18 protein-coding genes are annotated in these 21,339 nt (G+C 52.4%); 11 read left to right on the top strand and 7 right to left on the bottom strand.

All coding sequences use genetic code 11. The features are described 5' to 3' along the window. Positions 1-17 precede the first annotated feature (17 nt). Positions 18-278, bottom strand: a complete 261-nt coding sequence (gene rpsT, locus J0X00_RS09090; protein ID WP_136486266.1) for a 30S ribosomal protein S20 — start codon at positions 276-278, stop codon at positions 18-20. Positions 279-536: 258 nt separating this feature from the next. Between rpsT and murJ the strand changes: the two genes are divergently transcribed. From murJ to ispH, 6 genes are all read left to right on the top strand, one after another. Next, positions 537-2,099, top strand: a complete 1,563-nt coding sequence (gene murJ / locus J0X00_RS09085; protein ID WP_348984823.1) for a murein biosynthesis integral membrane protein MurJ — start codon at positions 537-539, stop codon at positions 2,097-2,099. Positions 2,100-2,170: 71 nt separating this feature from the next. Continuing rightward, complete coding sequence (ribF, locus tag J0X00_RS09080; protein ID WP_282477943.1) at positions 2,171-3,106, top strand: bifunctional riboflavin kinase/FAD synthetase; 936 nt, start codon at positions 2,171-2,173, stop codon at positions 3,104-3,106. A gap of 63 nt (positions 3,107-3,169) precedes the next feature. Beyond that, positions 3,170-6,016: an isoleucine--tRNA ligase gene (gene ileS, locus J0X00_RS09075; RefSeq protein ID WP_136486270.1), complete on the top strand. Its 2,847-nt coding sequence runs from the start codon at positions 3,170-3,172 to the stop codon at positions 6,014-6,016. 15 nt (positions 6,017-6,031) lie between these two features. After that, entirely contained in the window at positions 6,032-6,535 is a 504-nt protein-coding gene (gene lspA, locus J0X00_RS09070; protein ID WP_282477942.1) for a signal peptidase II, read from the top strand. 342 nt (positions 6,536-6,877) lie between these two features. Further along, entirely contained in the window at positions 6,878-7,309 is a 432-nt protein-coding gene (gene fkpB / locus J0X00_RS09065) for an FKBP-type peptidyl-prolyl cis-trans isomerase (protein WP_136486274.1), read from the top strand. A 28-nt stretch (positions 7,310-7,337) separates the two neighbouring features. Next, a complete protein-coding gene (gene ispH, locus J0X00_RS09060; protein WP_168797033.1) occupies positions 7,338-8,300 on the top strand; it encodes a 4-hydroxy-3-methylbut-2-enyl diphosphate reductase in 963 nt (320 codons plus the stop codon). 235 nt (positions 8,301-8,535) lie between these two features. Here ispH and J0X00_RS09055 read toward each other — a convergent pair whose 3' ends face one another. Continuing rightward, the gene (locus J0X00_RS09055) at positions 8,536-10,023 is read right to left on the bottom strand and encodes a carbon starvation protein A (RefSeq protein ID WP_282477941.1); all 1,488 of its coding nucleotides are present in this window, start codon (positions 10,021-10,023) and stop codon (positions 8,536-8,538) included. A gap of 427 nt (positions 10,024-10,450) precedes the next feature. Here J0X00_RS09055 and J0X00_RS09050 point away from each other — a divergent pair, with 427 nt between their 5' ends. Both J0X00_RS09050 and J0X00_RS09045 read left to right on the top strand, forming a co-directional pair. Next, positions 10,451-10,792, top strand: a complete 342-nt coding sequence (locus tag J0X00_RS09050; protein WP_218562737.1) for a DUF2799 domain-containing protein — start codon at positions 10,451-10,453, stop codon at positions 10,790-10,792. Between the two features lie 22 nt (positions 10,793-10,814). After that, positions 10,815-12,605, top strand: a complete 1,791-nt coding sequence (locus J0X00_RS09045) for a sodium:proton antiporter (protein ID WP_282477940.1) — start codon at positions 10,815-10,817, stop codon at positions 12,603-12,605. Here J0X00_RS09045 and murQ read toward each other — a convergent pair. Together murQ and J0X00_RS09035 are read right to left on the bottom strand one after the other, a co-directional pair. Continuing rightward, positions 12,602-13,543 (bottom strand): N-acetylmuramic acid 6-phosphate etherase, encoded by a 942-nt coding sequence (gene murQ / locus J0X00_RS09040; protein ID WP_282477939.1) that lies wholly within the window; start codon positions 13,541-13,543, stop codon positions 12,602-12,604. The genes J0X00_RS09045 and murQ overlap by 4 nt on opposite strands. A gap of 98 nt (positions 13,544-13,641) precedes the next feature. Then, entirely contained in the window at positions 13,642-14,754 is a 1,113-nt protein-coding gene (locus J0X00_RS09035) for an anhydro-N-acetylmuramic acid kinase (protein ID WP_282477938.1), read from the bottom strand. 136 nt (positions 14,755-14,890) lie between these two features. Between J0X00_RS09035 and nagZ the strand changes: the two genes are divergently transcribed. Next, a complete protein-coding gene (nagZ, locus tag J0X00_RS09030) occupies positions 14,891-15,880 on the top strand; it encodes a beta-N-acetylhexosaminidase (protein ID WP_282477937.1) in 990 nt (329 codons plus the stop codon). Between the two features lie 48 nt (positions 15,881-15,928). On the opposite strand, the gene btsR is transcribed toward nagZ, so the two are convergent. Further along, on the bottom strand, positions 15,929-16,645 hold the full coding sequence (gene btsR / locus J0X00_RS09025) for a two-component system response regulator BtsR (protein WP_136486290.1): 717 nt from the start codon (positions 16,643-16,645) through the stop codon (positions 15,929-15,931). Between the two features lie 9 nt (positions 16,646-16,654). Continuing rightward, positions 16,655-18,331 carry a sensor histidine kinase gene (locus J0X00_RS09020; RefSeq protein WP_282477936.1) on the bottom strand — a complete coding sequence of 559 codons (1,677 nt, stop codon included), beginning with the start codon at positions 18,329-18,331 and terminating at the stop codon, positions 16,655-16,657. Positions 18,332-18,571: 240 nt separating this feature from the next. Here J0X00_RS09020 and J0X00_RS09015 point away from each other — a divergent pair, with 240 nt between their 5' ends. Beyond that, positions 18,572-19,645 (top strand): 3-deoxy-7-phosphoheptulonate synthase, encoded by a 1,074-nt coding sequence (locus tag J0X00_RS09015; RefSeq protein WP_136486294.1) that lies wholly within the window; start codon positions 18,572-18,574, stop codon positions 19,643-19,645. Positions 19,646-19,659: 14 nt separating this feature from the next. After that, a complete protein-coding gene (gene tyrA / locus J0X00_RS09010; RefSeq protein ID WP_282477935.1) occupies positions 19,660-20,787 on the top strand; it encodes a bifunctional chorismate mutase/prephenate dehydrogenase in 1,128 nt (375 codons plus the stop codon). A gap of 122 nt (positions 20,788-20,909) precedes the next feature. Here tyrA and J0X00_RS09005 read toward each other — a convergent pair whose 3' ends face one another. Continuing rightward, complete coding sequence (locus tag J0X00_RS09005; RefSeq protein ID WP_136486298.1) at positions 20,910-21,287, bottom strand: PilZ domain-containing protein; 378 nt, start codon at positions 21,285-21,287, stop codon at positions 20,910-20,912. Positions 21,288-21,339 lie beyond the last annotated feature (52 nt).

The raw sequence follows: 21,339 nt of genomic DNA, 5'->3' as shown, positions 1-21,339 counted from the left end.
GGGTTATCAAGTTCTGATTACAGAGCTTTGATAGCAGCAGCGAAACGAGACTTATGACGAGCTGCTTTATTCTTGTGAATAAGGCCTTTAGTTGCCATACGGTCCAGGATTGGTGTAACAGCTGCGAATGCAGCAGTTGCGCCTTCTTTGTCGCCTGCAGCGATTGCAGCAACAGTTTTCTTCATGTAAGTGCGCATCATTGAACGACGGCTAGCGTTGTGCTGGCGACGTTTTTCAGATTGGATAGCGCGCTTCTTAGCAGATTTACAGTTTGCCAAGGGTCTAACTCCCAAAAACTTTAGTTCGGTGACAATTTAAGGGCCGGAAATATCCCCTATTTGCACTTAATTGTCAAATGATTTGTGCAAAAACCCATCTAAGCCAAACAAGTTTGGTATCGGAAGGTCTTCGCGGTTAAGATGGCGTGGATTCTAACAGTATTTTTTTGCCAATGCTAATACTTATCTGATCTCTCACTGACATTATTTAGTGGCAGGGAAAGATAATGTTGTTTTCGCGTATTTTTCGAGGTTACCGTGAGTAAACGCTTGCTCAAGTCAGGCATGATAGTCAGTGCCATGACGTTGATTTCGCGCGTCCTGGGCCTGGTTCGGGACATAGTGGTCGCGAACTTAATGGGCGCAGGAGCCAGTGCGGATGTCTTTTTCTTTGCCAACCGCATTCCTAATTTTTTACGTCGTCTGTTTGCTGAAGGTGCTTTCTCGCAGGCTTTTGTCCCGGTTTTGACCGAGTATCACGCCAGTGGTGACCTCAATAAAACCCGTGAACTTATCGCCCGGGCCTCTGGTACGTTGGGGGTGCTGGTGACTATCGTTACTTTAATCGGGGTTTTGTGCTCGGGTGCGGTGACGGCTCTGTTTGGGGCGGGCTGGTTTCTGGACTGGCTCAATGACGGCCCGGCAGCTCCCAAATTCGAGCTGGCCAGTTTTCTGCTTAAGATTACCTTTCCTTATCTGTGGTTCATCACCTTTGTTGCGCTGTCTGGGGCGGTATTGAATACCCTGGGCAAATTTGCCGTGTCGTCTTTTACGCCAGTGTTTCTCAATGTCATGATGATCTTGTGTGCCTGGTTTGTTTCGCCAAACCTTGAGCAACCAGAAGTCGGCCTGGCAATAGGGGTGTTTTTAGGCGGTCTGGTTCAGTTTTTGTTTCAATTGCCGTTTTTAATCAAGGCCGGTGTGCTGGTGAAACCCAAATGGGGCTGGAAAGATCCCGGAGTGGTTAAAATTCGCACATTGATGATTCCGGCTTTATTTGGTGTTTCAGTCAGTCAGATCAACTTGTTGTTCGACTCTTTTGTGGCCAGTTTTCTGCATACCGGCTCGATCAGCTGGTTGTACTATTCGGATCGCCTGCTTGAGTTTCCGCTTGGTTTGTTCGGTATCGCGATCGCGACCGTTATTCTGCCGGCGCTATCGCGTAACCACGTCGATGCACACAGCGATGGCTTTGCCCATACCATGGACTGGGGGGTGCGAATGGTTATTCTGCTGGGGATCCCGGCGATGCTGGGTCTGATGGTGTTAGCCAAGCCGATGCTGATGGTGCTGTTTATGCGTGGTGAGTTTACGCCGCAAGATGTGCAGATGGCATCGGCGTCACTGCTGGCCTATTCAGCTGGCCTGCTGAACTTTATGCTGATTAAAGTTCTGGCACCGGGTTACTACTCTCGCCAGGATACGCGAACCCCGGTCCGTTACGGCATCATTGCGATGCTGAGCAACATAGTGTTCAATGCCATCTTCGCCTGGTTTTACGGCTATGTCGGCCTGGCGGCGGCAACGGCTTTGTCTGCCTTCATCAATATGGCGCTGCTGTACCGTGGTCTGCATCTGCAAGGGGTATATCGGGTTTCGGCACAGACCATGCGCTTTATTATCCGTCTCGCGCTGGCCGGGGGCGCTATGGTCGCGGCCATTCTGTGGCAGATGCAAGCCATGTCTGTCTGGCTGGATTGGGGACTGATGCAGCGCGGCCTGATGTTAACAGCTCTGATCGCACTGGGGGCAATTGTTTATTTCCTCACCGCGTTAGTGCTGGGGATCCGGTTAAAAGATTTAAAAGCGGCGACAGATTAACGCTGATTAGGTTATAATCCGTCGGTTTCACACCAATATAACTGAGAACTATAGGTTTTAAGCGTATTCCAATGGAATTGATTCGCGGTATTCATAACATCAAAGCACAGCATAACGGCTGTGTACTGACTATAGGAAACTTTGATGGTGTCCATTTCGGTCATCAACAGGTATTAAATCAGGTTGCTGAGCGGGCAAAGCTGTTTGATCTGCCCTCGGTAGTGATGACGTTTGAACCGCAACCTATGGAGCTGTTCCTGAAAGACAAAGCTCCTGCCCGGTTAACAAGATTGAGAGATAAGTTTGTCCATATCGGCAAGCTGGGTATCGATCGTCTATTGTGTGTGAACTTCAACCACCACTTTGCCAACATCGAAGCGGAGGCATTTATCCGTGACTTGTTGGTGGCCCGATTGGGTGTTAAGTTTCTGGTGGTTGGCGATGACTTCCGCTTCGGCCGTGGCCGTAAAGGTAACTTTGCCATGCTTGAGCAGGCAGGCTTACGTTATGGTTTTGAAGTGGTCAGTACTCAGAGCTTCTGTTTACAGCAGATGCGGGTCAGCAGTACTGCGATTCGTGAAGCTTTGGCCAGTGATGAGCTGGAGAGTGCGGCACACATGCTGGGGCGTCACTATAGTATCAGTGGGCGCGTTTCGCATGGTCGCAAACTTGGCCGGACGATAGGCTTTCCTACGGCTAATATTCCGCTCAAGCGCTGCGTATCGCCGGTTTCTGGTGTGTATGTGGTGCAAGCGTACGGCTTGGGCGAACAGCCGCTTGGCGGTGTGGCCAATATTGGCCAACGCCCGACAGTCAACGGGGTTCGTCAGCAGTTAGAAGTGCATTTATTCGACTTTCAGGGCAATTTATATGGCAAGCAGCTGGAAGTCGCGCTTTTACACAAGCTGCGTAATGAACACAAATTTGAGTCTTTTGAGGCTCTGAAACAGCAAATAGAATTGGATGCTGAGGCAGCAAGGGTGTGGCTGCGTCAGCTTAAGGGTTAACCGGTTGATTCCACCGGATACCATAATGTCTAACTTCGCCCAATATAACGGAATTAAGAATCGATGAGTGAGTATAAAGATACCCTGAACCTACCTGAAACAGGGTTTCCGATGCGCGGTAATCTGGCCAATCGTGAGCCAGAAATGCTTGAGCGTTGGTACAAAGAAGATCTGTACGGTGAAATCCGTAAAGCTAAAAAAGGCAAAAAATCTTTCGTATTACACGATGGCCCTCCGTACGCCAACGGTGATATTCACATTGGTCACGCACTGAACAAGATTCTTAAAGACATTATTATTAAATCCAAAACACTTTCAGGTTTTGACGCACCTTACATCCCGGGCTGGGACTGCCATGGTCTGCCAATCGAACTGATGGTTGAGAAGAAAGTGGGCAAGCCGGGCCAGAAAGTGACCGCGGCTGAATTCCGTGAAAAATGTCGTGAATACGCAGCCGGTCAGGTTGAAGGCCAGAAAGAGGGCTTCAAGCGTCTGGGTATCCTGGGTGAGTGGGATAAACCATATCGTACGATGGATTTTGCTACCGAAGCGAACATCATCCGCGCGCTGGGCAAGATTGCTGACAACGGCCACCTGCTGAAAGGTTTCAAACCGGTTCACTGGTGTACGGATTGTGGTAGTGCACTGGCAGAAGCGGAAGTGGAGTACAAAGATAAGGTTTCTCCTTCTATCGATGTGCGCTTCAAAGCTGCGGATCAGGCAGCGGTACTGTCTAAATTCAGCCTGAGCGAAGGCCATGAAGGTCAGGGCGATATCTCAATCGTTATCTGGACCACTACGCCTTGGACACTGCCGGCGAACCGCGCAGTCTGTCTGCGTGATGATCTGGAATACGTTCTGATCCAAACCGAAGGCGAACAGCCTGAGCGTATTATTGTGGCGTCTGAGCTGGCGAAATCTGTGATGGATCGCGCCGGTATCGAGCATTTCCACTTCCTTGGTTTTACTAAAGGTGCGGATCTGGAACTGAGCCAGTTCAACCACCCGTTCTACGATTTCACTGTACCGGCGATTCTGGGCGACCACGTGACGACGGATTCTGGTACTGGTGTGGTTCACACTGCGCCTGGCCACGGTCAGGAAGACTTTGCGGTGGGTCAGCATTACGGTCTGGAAGTCGCCAACCCGGTGGGTTCAAACGGTGTCTATCTGTCCGATACCGAACTATTCGCCGGTCAGCACGTATTTAAAGCCAACGATTCAGTGATTGAAGTACTGAAAGAGCATGGTGCGCTGCTGCATCACCATGCCTACGAGCACAGCTACCCGCACTGCTGGCGCCATAAAACGCCAATCATTTTCCGCGCCACGCCGCAGTGGTTCGTGTCTATGGATCAAGCCGGTCTGCGTGAGCAGGCACTGAGCGCAATCAAAGGCGTTAAATGGATGCCGGACTGGGGTCAAAGCCGTATTCAGGGCATGGTGGAAGGCCGTCCTGAGTGGTGTATCTCTCGTCAGCGCACCTGGGGTGTGCCAATTGCCCTGTTCGTGCATAAAGAGACGGCTGAACTGCATCCAAACAGCGCGGCTCTGATTGAGCAGGTCGCACAACTGGTTGAGCAAAAAGGTATCCAGGCATGGTGGGATGTGGATTCTGCTGAACTGCTGGGCGCTGATGCTGACAACTATGAAAAAGTACTTGATACGCTGGATGTATGGTTTGACTCAGGTGTGACACACTACGCTGTGGTGGATAACCGTCCGGAGTTTAACGGCGCAGAAGCAGACATGTACCTGGAAGGTTCAGACCAACACCGTGGTTGGTTCCAGTCATCACTGATCTCATCAGTGGCGATGAAAGGTAAAGCCCCTTACAAAGAAGTGCTGACCCACGGTTTCGTGGTTGATGGTCAGGGCCGTAAGATGTCGAAATCGATTGGTAACGTGGTTGCTCCAAAAGATGTCACCAATAAACTGGGTGCAGATATTCTGCGTCTGTGGGTGGCTTCAACCGACTATACCGGTGAAGTTGCGGTATCGGATGAGATCCTGAAACGCAGCGCGGACTCTTACCGTCGTATCCGTAACACGGCGCGTTTCTTCCTGGCCAACCTGAATGGTTTTGATCCGGCAACGGACATGGTGGCACCACAAGAGATGGTGGCACTGGATCGCTGGGCCGTTGCTCGCGCTCTGGCGGCGCAACAAGAGATTGTCAAAGCGTACCAGGATTACAACACCCACGCGGTGGTGCAACGTCTGATGCACTTCTGTTCTATCGAAATGGGCTCATTCTACCTGGATGTGATCAAAGACCGTCAGTACACCGCGAAACGGGGCAGTAATGCCCAGCGCAGCTGTCAGACGGCGCTGTACTACATCGTCGAAGCCCTGGTTCGCTGGATGGCACCTATCATGTCGTTTACCGCAGATGAGATCTGGAATGACATGCCGGTTAACCAGCCAAACGGTCAAGCACGCGATAAATTCGTGTTTGTCAGCGAATGGTATGAAGGCCTGTTTGGTCTGAACGATGGTGAAGAGCTGAACAACGAATTCTGGACTGAAATCCAGAAAGTTCGTGGCGCTGTAAACAAGTTGCTGGAAAGCGCGCGTAATGAGAAAACCATCGGTGGCTCTCTGCAGGCGGAAGTGACTCTGTTCGCCAGCGATGAACTGGCGGCGATCATCAACAAACTGGATGACGAACTGCGCTTTGTTCTGCTGACCTCGCAAGCGAGCGTAAAACCGCTGGCTGAGAAGAGCGATGCGGCTCAGGCGACCGACATTGACGGCCTGTTCGTTCAGGTAAGCAAAACTGAAGCTGAGAAGTGTGATCGTTGCTGGCACCACACTCCGGAAGTTGGCACCATCAAAGGTCATGAAACTATTTGTGGTCGTTGCGTGTCCAACGTGGAAGGTGACGGCGAAATCCGTAAATTTGCTTAATCAAAGATAGGTTGCATGACGCAAGTACTTACACTTAAACAATCGGGAGTCCGCTGGCTGTGGTTGGCGCTCCTTGTCTTCGTTGCGGATATCGGCATTAAGCTGGTAGTCATGAACAGTATGGGGTTTGGCTGGGAGAACCGAATTGAAGTTCTGCCATTCTTTAACCTGCTGTACGTCCACAACTACGGTGCGGCATTCAGTTTTCTGAGTGACCAGGCCGGTTGGCAGCGCTGGTTATTTACCGCTATCGCCTTTGTGGTGGTGGGTATGCTGGCGTTCTGGATGCGACGCCTGCCAGCCAGCGACAAGTGGAACAACGTTGCTTACGCGCTGATTATTGGTGGTGCGGTCGGCAACGTGTTCGACCGGGTAGTGCACGGTTTTGTGGTCGATTATCTCGACTTCTTCTGGGGCACCTACCACTGGCCGGCATTCAACCTGGCTGACAGCGCAATCTGTATTGGTGCGGTCATGATCATTGCGGATGGTTTCCGCCCTAATAAACAGACTGCCTAGATGACGAAGTCATAATAACCCTAAGCGCCGCCCGTTGATTCGGGGGGCGCTTTTTGTTATCTAACACTACACAGTTATCTAACACTACACAGTGATCTGATAACTATATCTGGCAGTGCCGTTGATCTGTGCGCTGAACAGTTGCTGCGGATTGGCGACCGCAGCGGACTGCCCGCAGCCTGGGTAGCATGGCAAGCCAGTGAGAGATAGAGTCACACCCGCCATCACACCTCATCAGCATGAAATGAGGTAATTGGCGTGCCGTCAGCCGCGTTACCTGAGCTGACAGACACCTCTGTAACGGCAAACGACTCCAATAACCCAACTTAAGGAAGCCTGAACGTGACTACGATTAGCCAAGACTCGGCAGTAACTCTGCATTTTACTATCAAACTTAAAGACGGTTCAGTGGCCGACAGCACCCACAATTTTGGCAAACCGGCCAAACTGGTCATCGGTGACGGTAGCCTGAGTGATAACTTTGAACAGTGTCTGCTGGGGCTGCAGGCTGGCGATAGCCAGTCCATTGAACTGGCGGCGGCTGATGCTTTCGGCGCCCCTAATCCGGACAACATTCACTACATGGATCGCAGCAAATTTGTCGGTGACGCGGAAGTGGAAGTTGGCACTATCATGGCCTTCAGCGGCCCCGATGGTATGGAAATTCCGGGTATTATTACCGACATTGCCGGTGATTCGGTCACTGTCGATTTTAACCACCCGCTCGCGGGCCAGGATGTCATTTTTGATGTTGAGATTTTGTCGGTCGAATAACGTAGAATAGCCAGCTTAAAAGAGAACCATGAGCAATCCCATGAAAATACTGTTAGCGAACCCGCGCGGCTTTTGTGCCGGCGTTGACCGTGCCATCAGCATTGTTGAGCGTGCACTTGAAATGTATCAGCCACCGATTTATGTCCGTCACGAAGTGGTGCATAACCGTTTTGTGGTCGAGGGGCTGAAGCAGCGCGGTGCCATCTTTGTTGAAGAGCTGAGTGAAGTACCGGATGACAATATCGTCATTTTCTCTGCTCATGGGGTATCGCAGGCGGTGCGTCTGGAAGCCAAAGAGCGTGATCTGACTGTATTTGACGCGACCTGTCCGTTGGTGACTAAAGTGCATATGGAAGTGGCACGCGCCAGCCGCCGTAATATGGAAGTGGTACTGATTGGTCATGCCGGTCACCCGGAAGTGGAAGGGACCATGGGGCAGTATGCCAGCGTGACCGGAGGCATGTATCTGGTGGAAAAACCAGACGATGTGGTGGCTCTGCAGGCCAAGGTCAAAGACCCGTCTCATCTGCACTATGTCAGCCAGACTACATTGTCAGTCGATGAAACCGCTGATGTGATCGACAAGCTGCGTGAAGTGTTCCCGCAGATTCAGGGCCCGCGTAAAGACGATATCTGTTATGCAACCCAGAACCGTCAGGACGCCGTACGAATTCTGGCAGAGCAGGTGGATGTGATGATTGTGGTCGGCTCAAAAAATTCCTCCAACTCAACCCGTCTCAAAGAGCTGGCCGAAAAACTGGGTACGCCGGGCTATCTGACTGATTGTCCGGAGGATATTGATGCAGCCTGGTTACAGGGGGCAAGCCTGATTGGTGTCACCGCAGGGGCTTCTGCACCGGAAGAGCTGGTTAACCAGATCTTAGATCGGATTCAGGAACTCGGTGCGACTGCCGTGGAAGAAGTGCTGGGCCGCGAAGAAAATATGTTCTTTGAAGTGCCGAAAGAGCTGCAGATTAAACAGGTTGATTAAGTGACAGGCTGGCGAGATGCCAGCCTGTTTTCTTTGTGTCGCTGACGCCTGCTGTTGATATCGGAATTGGCATAGCTTTTGATTGCAATCGGTTTATCGCGCGAAGAGGTTGGGTGGCTTAACAGGCAAGATTCGCCTTAACAGACGAGGTGTAGCAAAGACCGGCTGCGGCATAACAACAAAGGGCTCCTTGCGGAGCCCTTTGTTGTTGCAGCATTATCGGTGAGCGTCTGCTTTACGCAGTCTCGGTCGCACCGGCTGCTGGCTTGGCTTCGTCAGCCAGGTCAGTTTCGCCTTTGCCTTTCGAAATCTTAATCACGTACACAGTGATAGCCAGGGTTGCCACCAGACCAATGATGGTCGAGATTTGCATTGGCATGCCAAAGCCCAGTGTACTGTTGTTGAGGATGAAGGTGATACATACCGCAGTCATGAACATGGCAGGGATAGTCGTGATCCAGTGCAGTTTATTGTGACGTAGTAGGTAAGCAGACGCTGTCCACAGCATCATCACGGCTGTTGTCTGGTTGGCAAAGCCGAAGTAACGCCAGATGATACCGAAATCAACCTGAGTCAGAATGCCGCCAATCACGAATAGAGGCATAGCCATCAGCAGGCGGTTACGCAGGGTCTTCTGTTCCATGTTGAAGTATTCAGCCAGGATCAGGCGGCTGGAGCGGAATGCGGTGTCACCAGAGGTGATCGGCAGAATAACCACACCCAGGAAGGCAATGATACCGCCGAATACGCCCAGCAGACCAAATGATGAACTGTACACGACGTTGCCCGGACCACCGTCTTTGATTGCAGCCGACAGTGCATCCAGTGAGCCGAAGAATGACAGGGCAATCGCACACCAAATCAGCGCAATCACGCCTTCACCGATCATCGCTCCGAAGAACACAAAGCGTCCGTTCTTTTCGTTTTCCAGACAGCGTGCCATCAGTGGGGACTGAGTCGCGTGGAAACCTGAGATAGCACCACATGCGATGGTGATAAACAGCGCAGGCCATAGTGGCATATCGTTCGGGTTCATGTTGTGCAGCATGTCGCTGACTTCAAAACCGCCCAGAATCTGGTGCTCGCTTGAGAAAGCGATGGCTGTGATCAGGCCAACTGACATGAAGATCAGCAGGGCGCCAAACAGTGGGTAGAAGCGGCCGATAATTTTATCGACCGGCACAATCGTTGCTACGATGTAGTAAGCAAAGATGATGACAACCATGGTGGTCATGTTGACGGTCAGGTCAGTTTGCTCGTTGATCAGGTTAGTGATCATACCGGCGGGGGCCGAAACGAAGACCACTCCGACCAGCAGCAGCAGCACAATGGCAAAAATATTCATAAAATGTTTGGCGCCATTGCCAAGATAACGACCAGACAGTGACGGTACTGAAGCGCCACCATTGCGGATTGACAGCATGCCTGAGAAATAGTCGTGGGTGGCCCCGGCAAAGATACAGCCGATAACAATCCACAGCATGGCGGCAGGACCATACAACGCGCCCATGATTGGACCAAAGATAGGACCAACACCGGCAATATTCAGCAGTTGAACAAGGTAAACTTTCGGAGTGGACATAGGTACATAGTCGACACCGTCAGTTTGAGTATGCGCGGGAGTCTGGCGCTTTTCGTTGATGCCGAAAACTTTTTCTACGAATGTGCCGTAGATGAAGTAGCCGCCGATCAGGGCTGCGACACAGGTTAGAAACCACAACATAGCGATTGTCCTTTATGATTGAAGTAGGGTGTTATTGAATTAATCTCAGGATGGATACTAAATGATCGATAATCGAGCTTCACCGGGTTTACCGCTCAGTGGTCGTCTGGCGAATTAAGTGGTTTCTGGCACGTATTAGTGGTTTTTAACGGCCGCTCAGCGGCAGCGACACACAGTAAACGGCCGGTGTGGCAGACAAAGGCTGAAACAGCGAATTAGCGCTGTCGGTCACGAATTAACGGCCATGATACGCATTCAATAGCCGTGTGGTCTGGTCGGTGGCACTATAGATTTCAAGCTAAGTTCAGTTGTGCATAGCCGTGCCGATTTCAATAGCAGTACAGGTGATGGTTGGCGGCCCCAAGGGGGGGCTTGACAGCCGTGGTAAGGTAACCGATTCGCAGTTAACCGGGTATAAAGGCAAAAAATGAAAACAATACTATTAATGTTGGTGACAATAGGGCTTTGGGGTTGCGCTGCAACAGAAAGCGAACTGGCAGCACAGGGAAACTGGTATCAGATTGGTTATAACGATGGTATTGCCGGACATACCCAGCGTGCATACAAAAAACTGGCTGAACTCGGCTCTGCCAGTCAGTCCGATTACCATCAGGGCTATCTGGATGGCGTGAGTGAGTATTGTAATCCGGACTTTGCCTATCAAATGGGCGTGAACGGACAATATTACGAAGGTGTGTGTGAAGGTACCAAGCAGGCGCAGCGATTCCGTATGGAATGGCAGCGTGGCTGGAACGAATACAACAAATAATCAGGGTTAGGCAATTACCAACATGCATGAAGAGTATATCGCTCTGGCGTTAGCCATGATCGGGGTCGTGGGTTTGGCGTGTCAGTGGCTGGCGTGGAAACTGCGCCTGCCTGCCATTCTGTTTCTGTTAATCGCCGGTATTGTTGCTGGCCCAATCACAGGTATGCTGCAGCCCCAGCAGTTACTGGGGGAGTTACTGTTTCCGCTCATCTCTCTGGCGGTGGCGGTGATTCTGTTCGAAGGCAGTTTGACCCTCAACTTCAAAGATATCCGCGGCGTCAGCAAAACGGTGTGGAGTATTGTCTCGCTGGGAGCGCTGGTCTCCTGGGGGATTACATCTTACGCCACCCACTGGCTGCTCGGCTTTGACTGGCCGTTGGCTCTGCTGTTCGGCAGCCTGACCGTGGTGACCGGGCCGACGGTGATCGTGCCTTTGCTGCGCACGGTACGCCCCAACACCCGCCTGTCGAACATATTGCGCTGGGAAGGGATTCTGATTGACCCGCTTGGCGCACTGTTTGTGGTTATGGTGTACGAGTTTATTGTCTCGAGCAGTGAAGCGCACAGTTTGCAGGTGTTTGGCCTGATTCTGCTGGTCGGGGTCGGGATTGGCGTTATGTCCGGCGCTGCTGTTGCGTATGTGCTGCGTCATGGCGGATTGCCGGAATACCTGCAGCCATTTGCGGTGTTAAGCGTGGTACTGGGGGTGTTTGCCGCCTCTAACGCGATTGAATCGGAATCCGGGCTGCTGACCGTAACTGTGATGGGGATGTGGCTCGCCAATAGCCGCGATGTCAATATCCAGCATATTCTGCACTTTAAAGAGCACCTGACCATACTGCTTATCACCGGTTTGTTTATCCTGCTGGCGGCGCGGATTGAGATCAGTGACTTTACTGTCCTGGGCTGGAGCTCACTGGCGCTGTTTGTGGTGATGCAACTGGTGTCGCGCCCGGTGTCGATAGTGCTGGCAACCCTGCGCAGTAATCTTAAATGGCGTGAAATCGGTTTTTTGGCCTGGGTTGCGCCGCGCGGGATTGTTGCAGCGTCTATCTCGTCACTGTTTGCTATCAAACTCGACTCGTTCGGGATGAGCGAAGCCAATCTGCTCGTGCCGCTCACCTTTATGGTGATTATCGGCACCGTGGTGTTGCAGAGTGTTACTGCTCGGCCGATGGCGGTGGCGCTTAAAGTGGCCGAGCCGGCGCCGAAAGGATTTTTGATCCTCGGTGCCAATGAAGTGGCGCGTGAAGTCGGTAAAGCGATCGCTAAGTATGATTGTCGCGTGGTGGTCACCGATTCTAACTGGGATTATATCCGTCAGGCGCGGATGGCAGGGCTGGAGCACTATTATGGCAATCCGATTTCCAGCCATGCGGATGAGTATCTCAACCTGATTGGGGTCGGGCACATGCTGGCGCTCAGTTCGGATAAGCATTTTAATATCATGGCGTGTATGCAGTTTTTATCATACTTTGGTGAGAAACGGGTGTTCTGCCTGCACGATAACGGTAATGGCAATCAGCAGGATAAACACGCTGTTGCGGAGGAGTACCATGGCTTGTCGTTTTTGGGCGGGACGGTCAGCTATAAAAAACTCGCCAGCCTGATAAGTCAGGGAGGGGAAATCAAACACACCAAACTGAGCGAGAATTTTACTTTTGCGGATTACCAACAGAAGCATAAAGCCAGTTTCTGGCTACCGCTGTTTGTGGTCGATCAGCGCGGCCGGGTACAGATGTGTGCAGACCCGGTCAACTTTACTGCTAAAGAGGGCGAAACCGTCGTCTCGCTGATTAAGAAAACAGTCTAAGCGTTCGGGCTCTGGGCGTCGGCTTCGTCGTCCATTGCCCGGCGCAGGAAACCATCGGAGTCAGACAAGCGCGCCAGGGCCTGCTCGGCAGTCACGCCGGTCAGATGCATCAGAATGGCCACTTTGGCGTTGTTGTCGCTTTTGGCCAGTAGCGCTTCGGCGACGTCGCGTTCGCAGTCGGTGGCCTGCATCACGATCCGTACTGCACGGGCCACCAGTTTTTTGTTGGTGGCTTTGACATCCACCATCAGATTCTGATAGCTCTTACCTAAGCGGATCATGCTGGCGGTGGTCAGCATATTCAGTACCAGCTTCTGCGCCGTCCCTGATTTGAGGCGGGTGGAGCCGGTCAGGGCTTCCGGACCGACGACCGGGCTGATGGCGATCTGGGCCAGATCGGCAATCGGTGAATCGGGGTTGCATGACAAAGCCACCGTTACCGCGCCGAGATCATTGGCGTAGTCCAGCGCACCAATCACGTAGGGCGTGCGGCCGCTGGCGGCGATTCCAACCACGACATCCTGTTGGTTAAAACCGATAGCCTTAAGGTCATCCACGCCAAGCGTCGCTGAGTCTTCCGCGCCCTCACGCGCTGTAAACATCGCATCCCGGCCCCCGGCGATCAGGCCGATCACCATCTGGTCAGAGACCCCAAACGTTGGTGGGCATTCCGAGGCATCGAGAACACCAAGCCGGCCACTGGTGCCAGCGCCCAGATAAATCAGGCGACCACCTTGCTTGAATGCGGCGGTGATTTTATCCACGGCGGCGGCAATATTGGGCAGCTCTTTTTCGACCGCCAGCGGGACCAGTTTGTCCTGCTGGTTGATGCGCTCGACGATTTCCAGTGAAGAGAGCAAGTCAATATCCATGGTATCCGGGTTGCGCCCTTCAGAAACCAGGTGGGAAAGGGCAGCCAGCAGAGCATCATTTGTCATTGTTATGGTCCACGTTGTCAGTTAATTAAGATCGGGTTGGTTTGCGCCTTGTGTTCTATTAAACCAGCGGGGCGTTTTCGCGACTAACGTTTTCGCGACTAATTAGGCGGATAAATCACTCCGAGTGACGCCAGTTGGCGCGCACCGGTGACGCTGGGCAGATTACTCGCCAAACCGTGTATGCGTCGCTGCGCCAGCCAGGCAAACGCCATCGCTTCCATGTAATCGCCATTGACCCCTTTGAGGGTGGTCGGGGCAACCTGCCAGCCGGGCAGCAGAGTCTGTAACCGTTCCATCAGCAGGCCATTCTGCGCGCCGCCGCCGCATACCAGTAATTCGGGGGCCGGACCTTGTGCATACTGGCGTACCTGGTCTGCGATAGTTTCAGCACTTAGTTCGCATAAAGTGCGCTGCACGTCGGCAGGCGCAGGATGATGCCCGGCCAGTTGTTGATCGAGCCAGTCGAGATTGAACAGCTCGCGGCCGGTGCTTTTCGGCGCCGGTTGGCTGAAATAGCTCGCTTGCTTAAGCTGCAGCAGCAGAGAGGTGATCACTTTGCCCCGGCGCGCCCAGTCTCCATTCATGTCGTAGCTCTGGCCTGTGTGGCGCTGACACCAGCCATCCATCAGTACATTACCCGGTCCCGAATCATAACCAATCACGCTGGCGTCCGGACTGAGCACTGAAATATTGGCGATCCCGCCGATATTCAGCACCACAACACTGGAGTCGGTGACGGCAAATACGGCGCGGTGGAATGCCGGTACTAACGGCGCTCCCTGACCGCCGAGTGCCATGTCTTTACGGCGAAAGTCGGCCACGGTAGTGATGCCGGTGCGCGCGGCAATGACGTTGGCATCGCCGAGCTGGATGGTAAACGGTGTCGCTCCGGTGGGCTGGTGAAACACGGTCTGGCCATGATTACCGATCGCGCGGATCTGCTCTGGTTTGGTGCCGCTGGTGGTCAGCAATTGTTCGACGGCATCGGCATACAGGTGGCCAAGCAGATGATCCAGTGTGCCGATTTCAGCCAGGTTGGTTGGCTGACCAAGGCAGACGGCCAGCAAGCGCTGTTTGAGTTGTTCAGGCATGGGCAGAAAGCCATGCGCCATTAATTCAATATGATCGCCACTCAGGGCAACCAGCGCAGTATCGACGCCGTCCAGGCTGGTGCCGGACATAATGCCGATGTACAGCTCACGTTGATCCATTATGTTATCCGCTTGTCAGATTATTCGCTTTGGAGAGAGTAACTCGCTAAAAGCCATTGTAATTGAAAAACAAACTGAATAACCTCCTTTGCAATGACAAATTTTTATCATCCCACAGGGTGAATGAGAGGCAATAATGGGTCCGTTGTGGCTTGATGTGGAAGGCTGTGAACTGACAGCAGAAGATCGCGAAATATTGGCGCATCCGACGGTCGGTGGTGTGATTCTTTTTGCACGTAATTACCACGATAACCAGCAACTGCTGGCGCTCAACCAGGCCATCCGTCAGGCAGCCAAGCGTCCGATTCTGATTGGGGTCGATCAGGAGGGCGGGCGGGTCCAGCGTTTTCGTGACGGTTTCAGCCGTATTCCGGCCGCGCAAAGTTATGCCCGCTCTGCACTGGGTGAGCAACTGGCCGAGCAGGGGGGGTGGTTGATGGCAGCGGAGCTGGTTGCGCATGATATCGATCTCAGTTTTGCTCCGGTACTGGATAAAGGGTTTGAATGCCGGGCCATTGGCAGCCGCGCGTTTGGTGACGATGTGGCGACGGTACTGACCCACAGCAGCGCTTACCTGCGCGGGATGAAATCGGTCGGCATGGCGACGGCGGGCAAACATTTTCCCGGTCATGGCGCTGTGATTGCCGATTCACATCTTGAGACGCCGTTTGATGAGCGCGACAGTATTGCCGCAGATATGCAGATTTTTGAGACACAAATTAAGGCGGGTCTGCTCGATGCCATGATGCCGGCGCACGTGGTTTACCCCCATTATGATGATCAGCCTGCCAGTGGCTCACCTTACTGGCTCAAGCGTGTTCTGCGCGAGCAGCTCGGCTTTGCCGGCATCGTGTTTTCTGACGATCTCAGTATGGAAGGCGCTGCCGTGATGGGCGGTCCGGCGCAGCGCGCCAAGCAGTCATTGCAGGCAGGCTGTGATATGGTGCTGATGTGCAATAAGCGTGAGTCGGCCGTCGCGGTGCTGGATGACCTGCCCATCAGCGAAGTGCCGCAAGCGCTGCAACTGCTTAAACAGCGTAACTTCAGTTACCGCGAGTTACAGAGCTCAGTACAGTGGAAACAAGCCAGTCTGGCGATGCAGCGTCTGGTGGAACAGTTTGGATAACGCAAAAGGCTCCCTCGGGAGCCTTTTGTCTACCTGATGGGTAGACAATTAATGGAAACCGAGTTTCTCTTTCAGTTCTTTAAGATAGCGGCGGCTGACCGGAACCTGATGGTCTGAGCGGGTAATGATTTCCGCCAGACCATTCTCCAGCAACTTAATCTCTTTGATTGCTTTGGTATTGACCAGATACTGGCGATGACAGCGCACCAGCGGGGTTTTTTCTTCCAGAATTTTCAGGGTCAGCTGGCTGGTGGCGCGCTGGTGTGACGTCTGGACATGCACGCCGCTGATATCGCTGAAGGCAAATTCGACCTCGGTAGTCGGAACAATCACGATACGGTTTAAACCGATGCAGGGCACCTGGTCCAGATTGTGCGGTGCCAGGATGGAATAATCCTGTGGTTTGCTGATACTGCGTACCAGGCGGGCGATGGTTTTTTCCAGCCGTGCCGGGTCAATCGGCTTAAGCAGATAGTCAAAGGCATTATCTTCAAAGGCCTGCAGAGCGTATTGGTCATAGGCGGTGACAAAGACCACCTTGGGCATGGTTTCCGGATCGAGCATGCCGAGCAGTTCAATGCCGGTAATTTGTGGCATCTGTATGTCGAGAAACACGACGTCAGGCCGTAGCTGGTTGATTTTTTTCAGCCCTTCGATGGCATTGTTGGCCTCGCCAATCACATCAATCTGGCCGCTTTCCGCCAGTAAATCCATCAGCTCTTCACGGGCGAAATGCTCGTCGTCTATTACCAGTGCAGATAACATTCTGATTCCTCAATAGGTTCCTTCGTCGGGGATGAGAAAGCTCATTCGGGTATATTGGTTATGTTCGACCTCGATATTGAGGCCGCAATCGGCACCGAACTTATAGCTCAGGCGTTTAGCGACGATCTGCATCCCCAGGCCATCGTGATCCTCACTCGGAGCCTGATAACTGCCGGCATTGTCTTCGACTACGATACGATAGCCGTGCATTTCTTTAATACTGTAGATGCGTACCTTACCGCCTTCCAGCAGGTTGGAAGTCCCATGCTTGATGGCGTTTTCCACCAGAGGTTGCAGGGTGAAGCTTGGCACGTTGCGCTCCAGCAAAGATTCATCAATCGCAATGTCCACATCCAGCCGGTCACTAAAGCGTGCCTTCTCGATAGTCAGATACGCGTTGACGTGCGCCAGCTCCTCTTTCAGAGTCACTACGCCGATATTCTGCTTCAGATTACTACGGAAGAACTGCGACAAATGCTGGATCAGTTCACGGGCTTTATTGGGATCACGCCGGATCACCGCGCTAATGGTATTGAGGGCGTTAAACAGAAAATGCGGGTTGACCTGGGCCTGCAGTAGTTTGATTTCTGCCCGCGACAGCAGAATCTGTTTCTGCTGGTATTCACCGTACAGGATCTGACTCGACAACATCTGGGCAATCCCTTCCGCCATCGACATATTGATGGTCGAAAACAGCTTACGCTTCGGCTCGTACAGTTTTATGGTTCCAATGACCCGATCTCCTGCACGCAGCGGGATAATCAGCGCCGATCCGAGACGGCAACTGGGCGAGATCGAACACTGATAAGGCCGCTCCTTGCCGTCGAGATAGATGATGGCGTTGCGGGCAATCGCATCCAGGGTACTTGGTGAGGAAATCGGTGTGTTGGGCTTGTGGTGGTCGTCACCAATGCCGACAAAGGCGAGAATTTTATCCCGGTCGGTGATGGAGACTGCGCCGACATTGGTCTGTTCATAGACGATGCGAGCAATTTTTTCTGCGTTTTGTGGGTTAAAACCGTTGGCGAGGATGCCTACTGAGCGCTCGGCGATATTCAGCGCGCGGCGTGAAAACGTCGCGGAATACTCTTCGAAAATAGTTTTGCGATCCTGCAGGATACTCATAAACAGCGCCGCACCGACCGAGTTGGCAATGATCATCGGTGCCGCAATGGTCGAGACCAGGGCATAGGCCTCTTCATAGGGATCGGCAATCAGCAGGATCAGCAGCATCTGGACAATTTCGGCAAACAGGGTGACGGCAAACACCACGCTCGGACTAAATAGCAACCGGCCTTTGCTTTTGCGCATCAGATAAGTGTGCAGCAAACCGCCGATAATCCCTTCTGCTGTGGTCGAGACCGCACAAGCCAGGTCGGTAAAGCCACCGAGGGAATAGCGGTGGATACCGCCGGTCAGCCCAACCGCAAAGCCAACCACAGGACCGCCAAACAGGCCCCCCATCACCGCGCCGATCGCTCGGGTATTGGCGATGGCATCATTAATCTGCAGACCAAAATAGGTGCCCATAATACAGAACAGCGAGAACAGCACATACACACTGAGTCGGTGATTGAAGCGGCGTGAAATGTTCAGTAATGGCAAAAAAATGGGGGTTTTACTCAGCATGTAGGCCAGCACAAGGTAGACACACATCTGCTGCAGTAACGAGAGAATTAAATCCATAAACCTGTTTCATCGCGGGTGGAAAGGGGGCTATTTTAGGGGAGAGTAAGGCAAGAAAACACGCCTCAGGCGGCACTTTGTGGTGAAAATAGCATAACTGCTAATTGTAAATATAAATTTACAGTAAATGTTTTTTAAAATTTACACTTGCATTGTTTTTAAACCCTGTTAATTTGTGTTTTATACAACTTGAACACCCTTATTATCAAAGTGTGTAAATAAAAGATTACAGGTGACGCGATGAAAAAAAGTGAATTAAGCGATATCAACATTGTTGATGAACAGATACTGATTACTCCAGATGCACTGAAAGACAAGCTGCCTTTGAGTGACAATGCCCGTCGTTTTATTCGCCAGTCGCGTCAGGAAATCGCCGACATCATCCACAAGCGCGATCATCGTCTGCTGGTGGTGTGCGGCCCGTGTTCTATCCACGATATTGCAGCGGCGAAAGAGTACGCCAAGCGTCTTAAAGCGTTATCGGAAGAGCTTAAAGATCAACTCTACATTGTGATGCGCGTCTACTTCGAAAAGCCGCGTACCACTGTGGGCTGGAAAGGTCTGATTAACGACCCGCACCTGGACGGTACCTTTGATATTGAGCACGGTCTGCATGTCGGTCGCCAGTTGCTGGTGGATCTGGCCGAGATGGAAATCCCGCTCGCAACTGAAGCCTTGGATCCGATCAGTCCGCAATACCTGGCTGACACCTTCAGCTGGGCTGCGATTGGCGCGCGGACCACTGAATCACAAACGCACCGTGAAATGGCCAGTGGCCTGTCGATGCCGATCGGTTTTAAAAACGGTACTGACGGCAGCCTGTCGACGGCGATCAATGCGATGCAGGCCGCGTCTTCCAGCCACCGCTTTATGGGGATCAGCCGTGACGGACAGGTTGCATTGCTGACCACGCAAGGTAACAGCAACGGTCACGTTATTCTGCGTGGCGGTAAGCAGACCAACTACGATTCAGTTTCTGTCGCGGAGTGTGAAGAAGATCTGGCTAAAGTCGGCCTGGATGCGGCGCTGATGGTGGATTGCAGCCACGCGAACTCACGCAAAGATTACCGTCGTCAGCCTCTGGTGGCAGAAGATGTGATTCACCAGATCCGTGAAGGCAACCGCTCTATTATCGGTCTGATGATTGAGAGCCATATCAACGAAGGCAACCAGTCTTCAGACCTGCCTTTCGATAAGATGGCTTACGGCGTTTCCATCACGGATGCCTGTATTAATTGGGATACAACTGAGGCATTATTACGCCACGCTCATCAGGAGCTGATTCCGTTTTTGCAAGATCGCCTTAAAGGTTAATTAAAGGATTATTCATGGCCGTAGAATTAAATGAATTGCGTGATCAGATTGATGCCGTTGACAAGCAGATGGTGGAACTGCTGGCTCGTCGTCTGGCATTGGTCGAGAAAGTTGGTGAAGTAAAAAGTCAGCATGGCTTACCGATTTATGCTCCGGACCGCGAGGCCGCGATGCTCGCGTCCCGTCGTGAAGAAGCGGAGCGTAAAGGGGTACCACCGCAACTCATCGAAGATATTCTGCGTCGTACCATGCGTGAGTCCTACGCCAGTGAAAAGGATTCCGGCTTTAAGTGTCTGAATCCGGAACTGCGCTCTGTGGTGATCATCGGTGGTCACGGTCAGCTTGGCGGCTTGTTTGCGCGGATGTTCAAACTGTCGGGCTACCCGGTCAAAATACTGGGCAGTAAAGACTGGGAGCGTGCCGATGAAATGCTCAGTGATGCCGGCATGGTGGTGGTCACAGTTCCGATTCACCTCACGCTGGGCGTGATAGAAAAACTGAACAATCTGCCAGCCGACTGTATTTTGTGTGACCTGACCTCGGTCAAGAGCAAACCGCTCAAAGCCATGCTTGCGGCGCACCAGGGGCCAGTGGTGGGTCTGCACCCGATGTTCGGCCCGGATGTGCCTAGCCTCGCTAAGCAGGTGATTGTGTACTGTGATGGTCGCGGCGAAGAGCATTACCAATGGCTGCTCAAACAGTTCTCCATCTGGGGCGCGAGTTTGTGTCAGATTGATGCCGCTGAGCATGATCATGGGATGACCTTGATTCAGGCGCTGCGCCACTTTACCTCGTTCGCTTACGGCCTGCATTTGTCGAAAGTGAATCCTAACCTGGCGCAGCTGTTGCAGCTCAGTTCACCGATTTATCGCCTTGAACTGGCGATGGTGGGGCGTTTATTTGGTCAGGATCCTAATCTGTACGGCGATATTATTTTGTCATCGGAAGAGAACATCAGCATGATCGAGGACTTCTACCGTAACTTTGGTGAAGCGGTCAAACTGATTACTGACCGTGACAAGCAGGGCTTCATCACCCATTTTGACAAAGTCAGCCAATGGTTTGGCGACTACTCCCAGCAATTTATGCTGGAGAGCCAGAATTTATTAAAACAAGCAAATGACTCGATTCATCGAGGCTAACTCTCCCCCGGTAATTAGCGCTGCTTCGGCAGCGTTTTTTTTATCCCGTTTAGGGGCAGGTATAGCGATGTTCAGTTTTCGGCCTTACCAGGTCGTGCGCAAACCACGAACTGCAAAGCGGACTAGTCGGCGGCGCAATCACCAAGATCAGCCAGGTATTCCATCTCGCGGTGCAGCAGAGTGTCGTTGCCGACATTGAGTTCGACCAGGCGTTTTAAGTGGCTGATACTCTCGATATCGATGTGATCGATGGTCAGACGCAGGATACGCTCATCCTGGCTGACTAATTGGGCACTCAGGGTGATGTTGATATCACTGTCCGGTAACATAAAAGAGACGTCAACCAGACGTGAAGGATCAATATCCGGCTCATCAACCGCCCACAATAAAAGTCCATGCAGAGACAGGTCCTGGATGCAGGTGGCAAGCTGATAATCTCCCTGAATAATGGTCGCGGGAGCCTGGTAAATGATACGGCTGAAGTGGCGGCGTTCTATCATGGTCGTTTTCCTTTTGAACTGAGCTCTTCAAGCATAGCAAAGAGTGGCACTC

Origin of the sequence: Vibrio sp. ABG19 (assembly GCF_029962385.1) — a bacterium.
Taxonomy (GTDB): Bacteria; Pseudomonadota; Gammaproteobacteria; order Enterobacterales; family Vibrionaceae; genus Vibrio; species Vibrio ostreae.
This window is presented reverse-complemented; position numbering and strand designations above follow the sequence as displayed.

What these genes read in the sequence shown, in the direction of transcription:
- nagZ (WP_282477937.1), top strand. Translation starts at nt 14,891, where the DNA reads ATGGGTCCGTTGTGGCTTGATGTGGAAGGCTGTGAACTGACAGCAGAA.
- tyrA (WP_282477935.1), top strand. Translation starts at nt 19,660, where the DNA reads ATGGCCGTAGAATTAAATGAATTGCGTGATCAGATTGATGCCGTTGAC.
- J0X00_RS09050 (WP_218562737.1), top strand. Translation starts at nt 10,451, where the DNA reads ATGAAAACAATACTATTAATGTTGGTGACAATAGGGCTTTGGGGTTGC.
- ileS (WP_136486270.1), top strand. Translation starts at nt 3,170, where the DNA reads ATGAGTGAGTATAAAGATACCCTGAACCTACCTGAAACAGGGTTTCCG.
- J0X00_RS09035 (WP_282477938.1), bottom strand. Translation starts at nt 14,754, where the DNA reads ATGGATCAACGTGAGCTGTACATCGGCATTATGTCCGGCACCAGCCTG.
- lspA (WP_282477942.1), top strand. Translation starts at nt 6,032, where the DNA reads ATGACGCAAGTACTTACACTTAAACAATCGGGAGTCCGCTGGCTGTGG.
- J0X00_RS09045 (WP_282477940.1), top strand. Translation starts at nt 10,815, where the DNA reads ATGCATGAAGAGTATATCGCTCTGGCGTTAGCCATGATCGGGGTCGTG.
- ribF (WP_282477943.1), top strand. Translation starts at nt 2,171, where the DNA reads ATGGAATTGATTCGCGGTATTCATAACATCAAAGCACAGCATAACGGC.
- ispH (WP_168797033.1), top strand. Translation starts at nt 7,338, where the DNA reads ATGAGCAATCCCATGAAAATACTGTTAGCGAACCCGCGCGGCTTTTGT.
- btsR (WP_136486290.1), bottom strand. Translation starts at nt 16,645, where the DNA reads ATGTTATCTGCACTGGTAATAGACGACGAGCATTTCGCCCGTGAAGAG.
- J0X00_RS09020 (WP_282477936.1), bottom strand. Translation starts at nt 18,331, where the DNA reads ATGGATTTAATTCTCTCGTTACTGCAGCAGATGTGTGTCTACCTTGTG.
- murQ (WP_282477939.1), bottom strand. Translation starts at nt 13,543, where the DNA reads ATGACAAATGATGCTCTGCTGGCTGCCCTTTCCCACCTGGTTTCTGAA.
- J0X00_RS09005 (WP_136486298.1), bottom strand. Translation starts at nt 21,287, where the DNA reads ATGATAGAACGCCGCCACTTCAGCCGTATCATTTACCAGGCTCCCGCG.
- J0X00_RS09015 (WP_136486294.1), top strand. Translation starts at nt 18,572, where the DNA reads ATGAAAAAAAGTGAATTAAGCGATATCAACATTGTTGATGAACAGATA.
- J0X00_RS09055 (WP_282477941.1), bottom strand. Translation starts at nt 10,023, where the DNA reads ATGTTGTGGTTTCTAACCTGTGTCGCAGCCCTGATCGGCGGCTACTTC.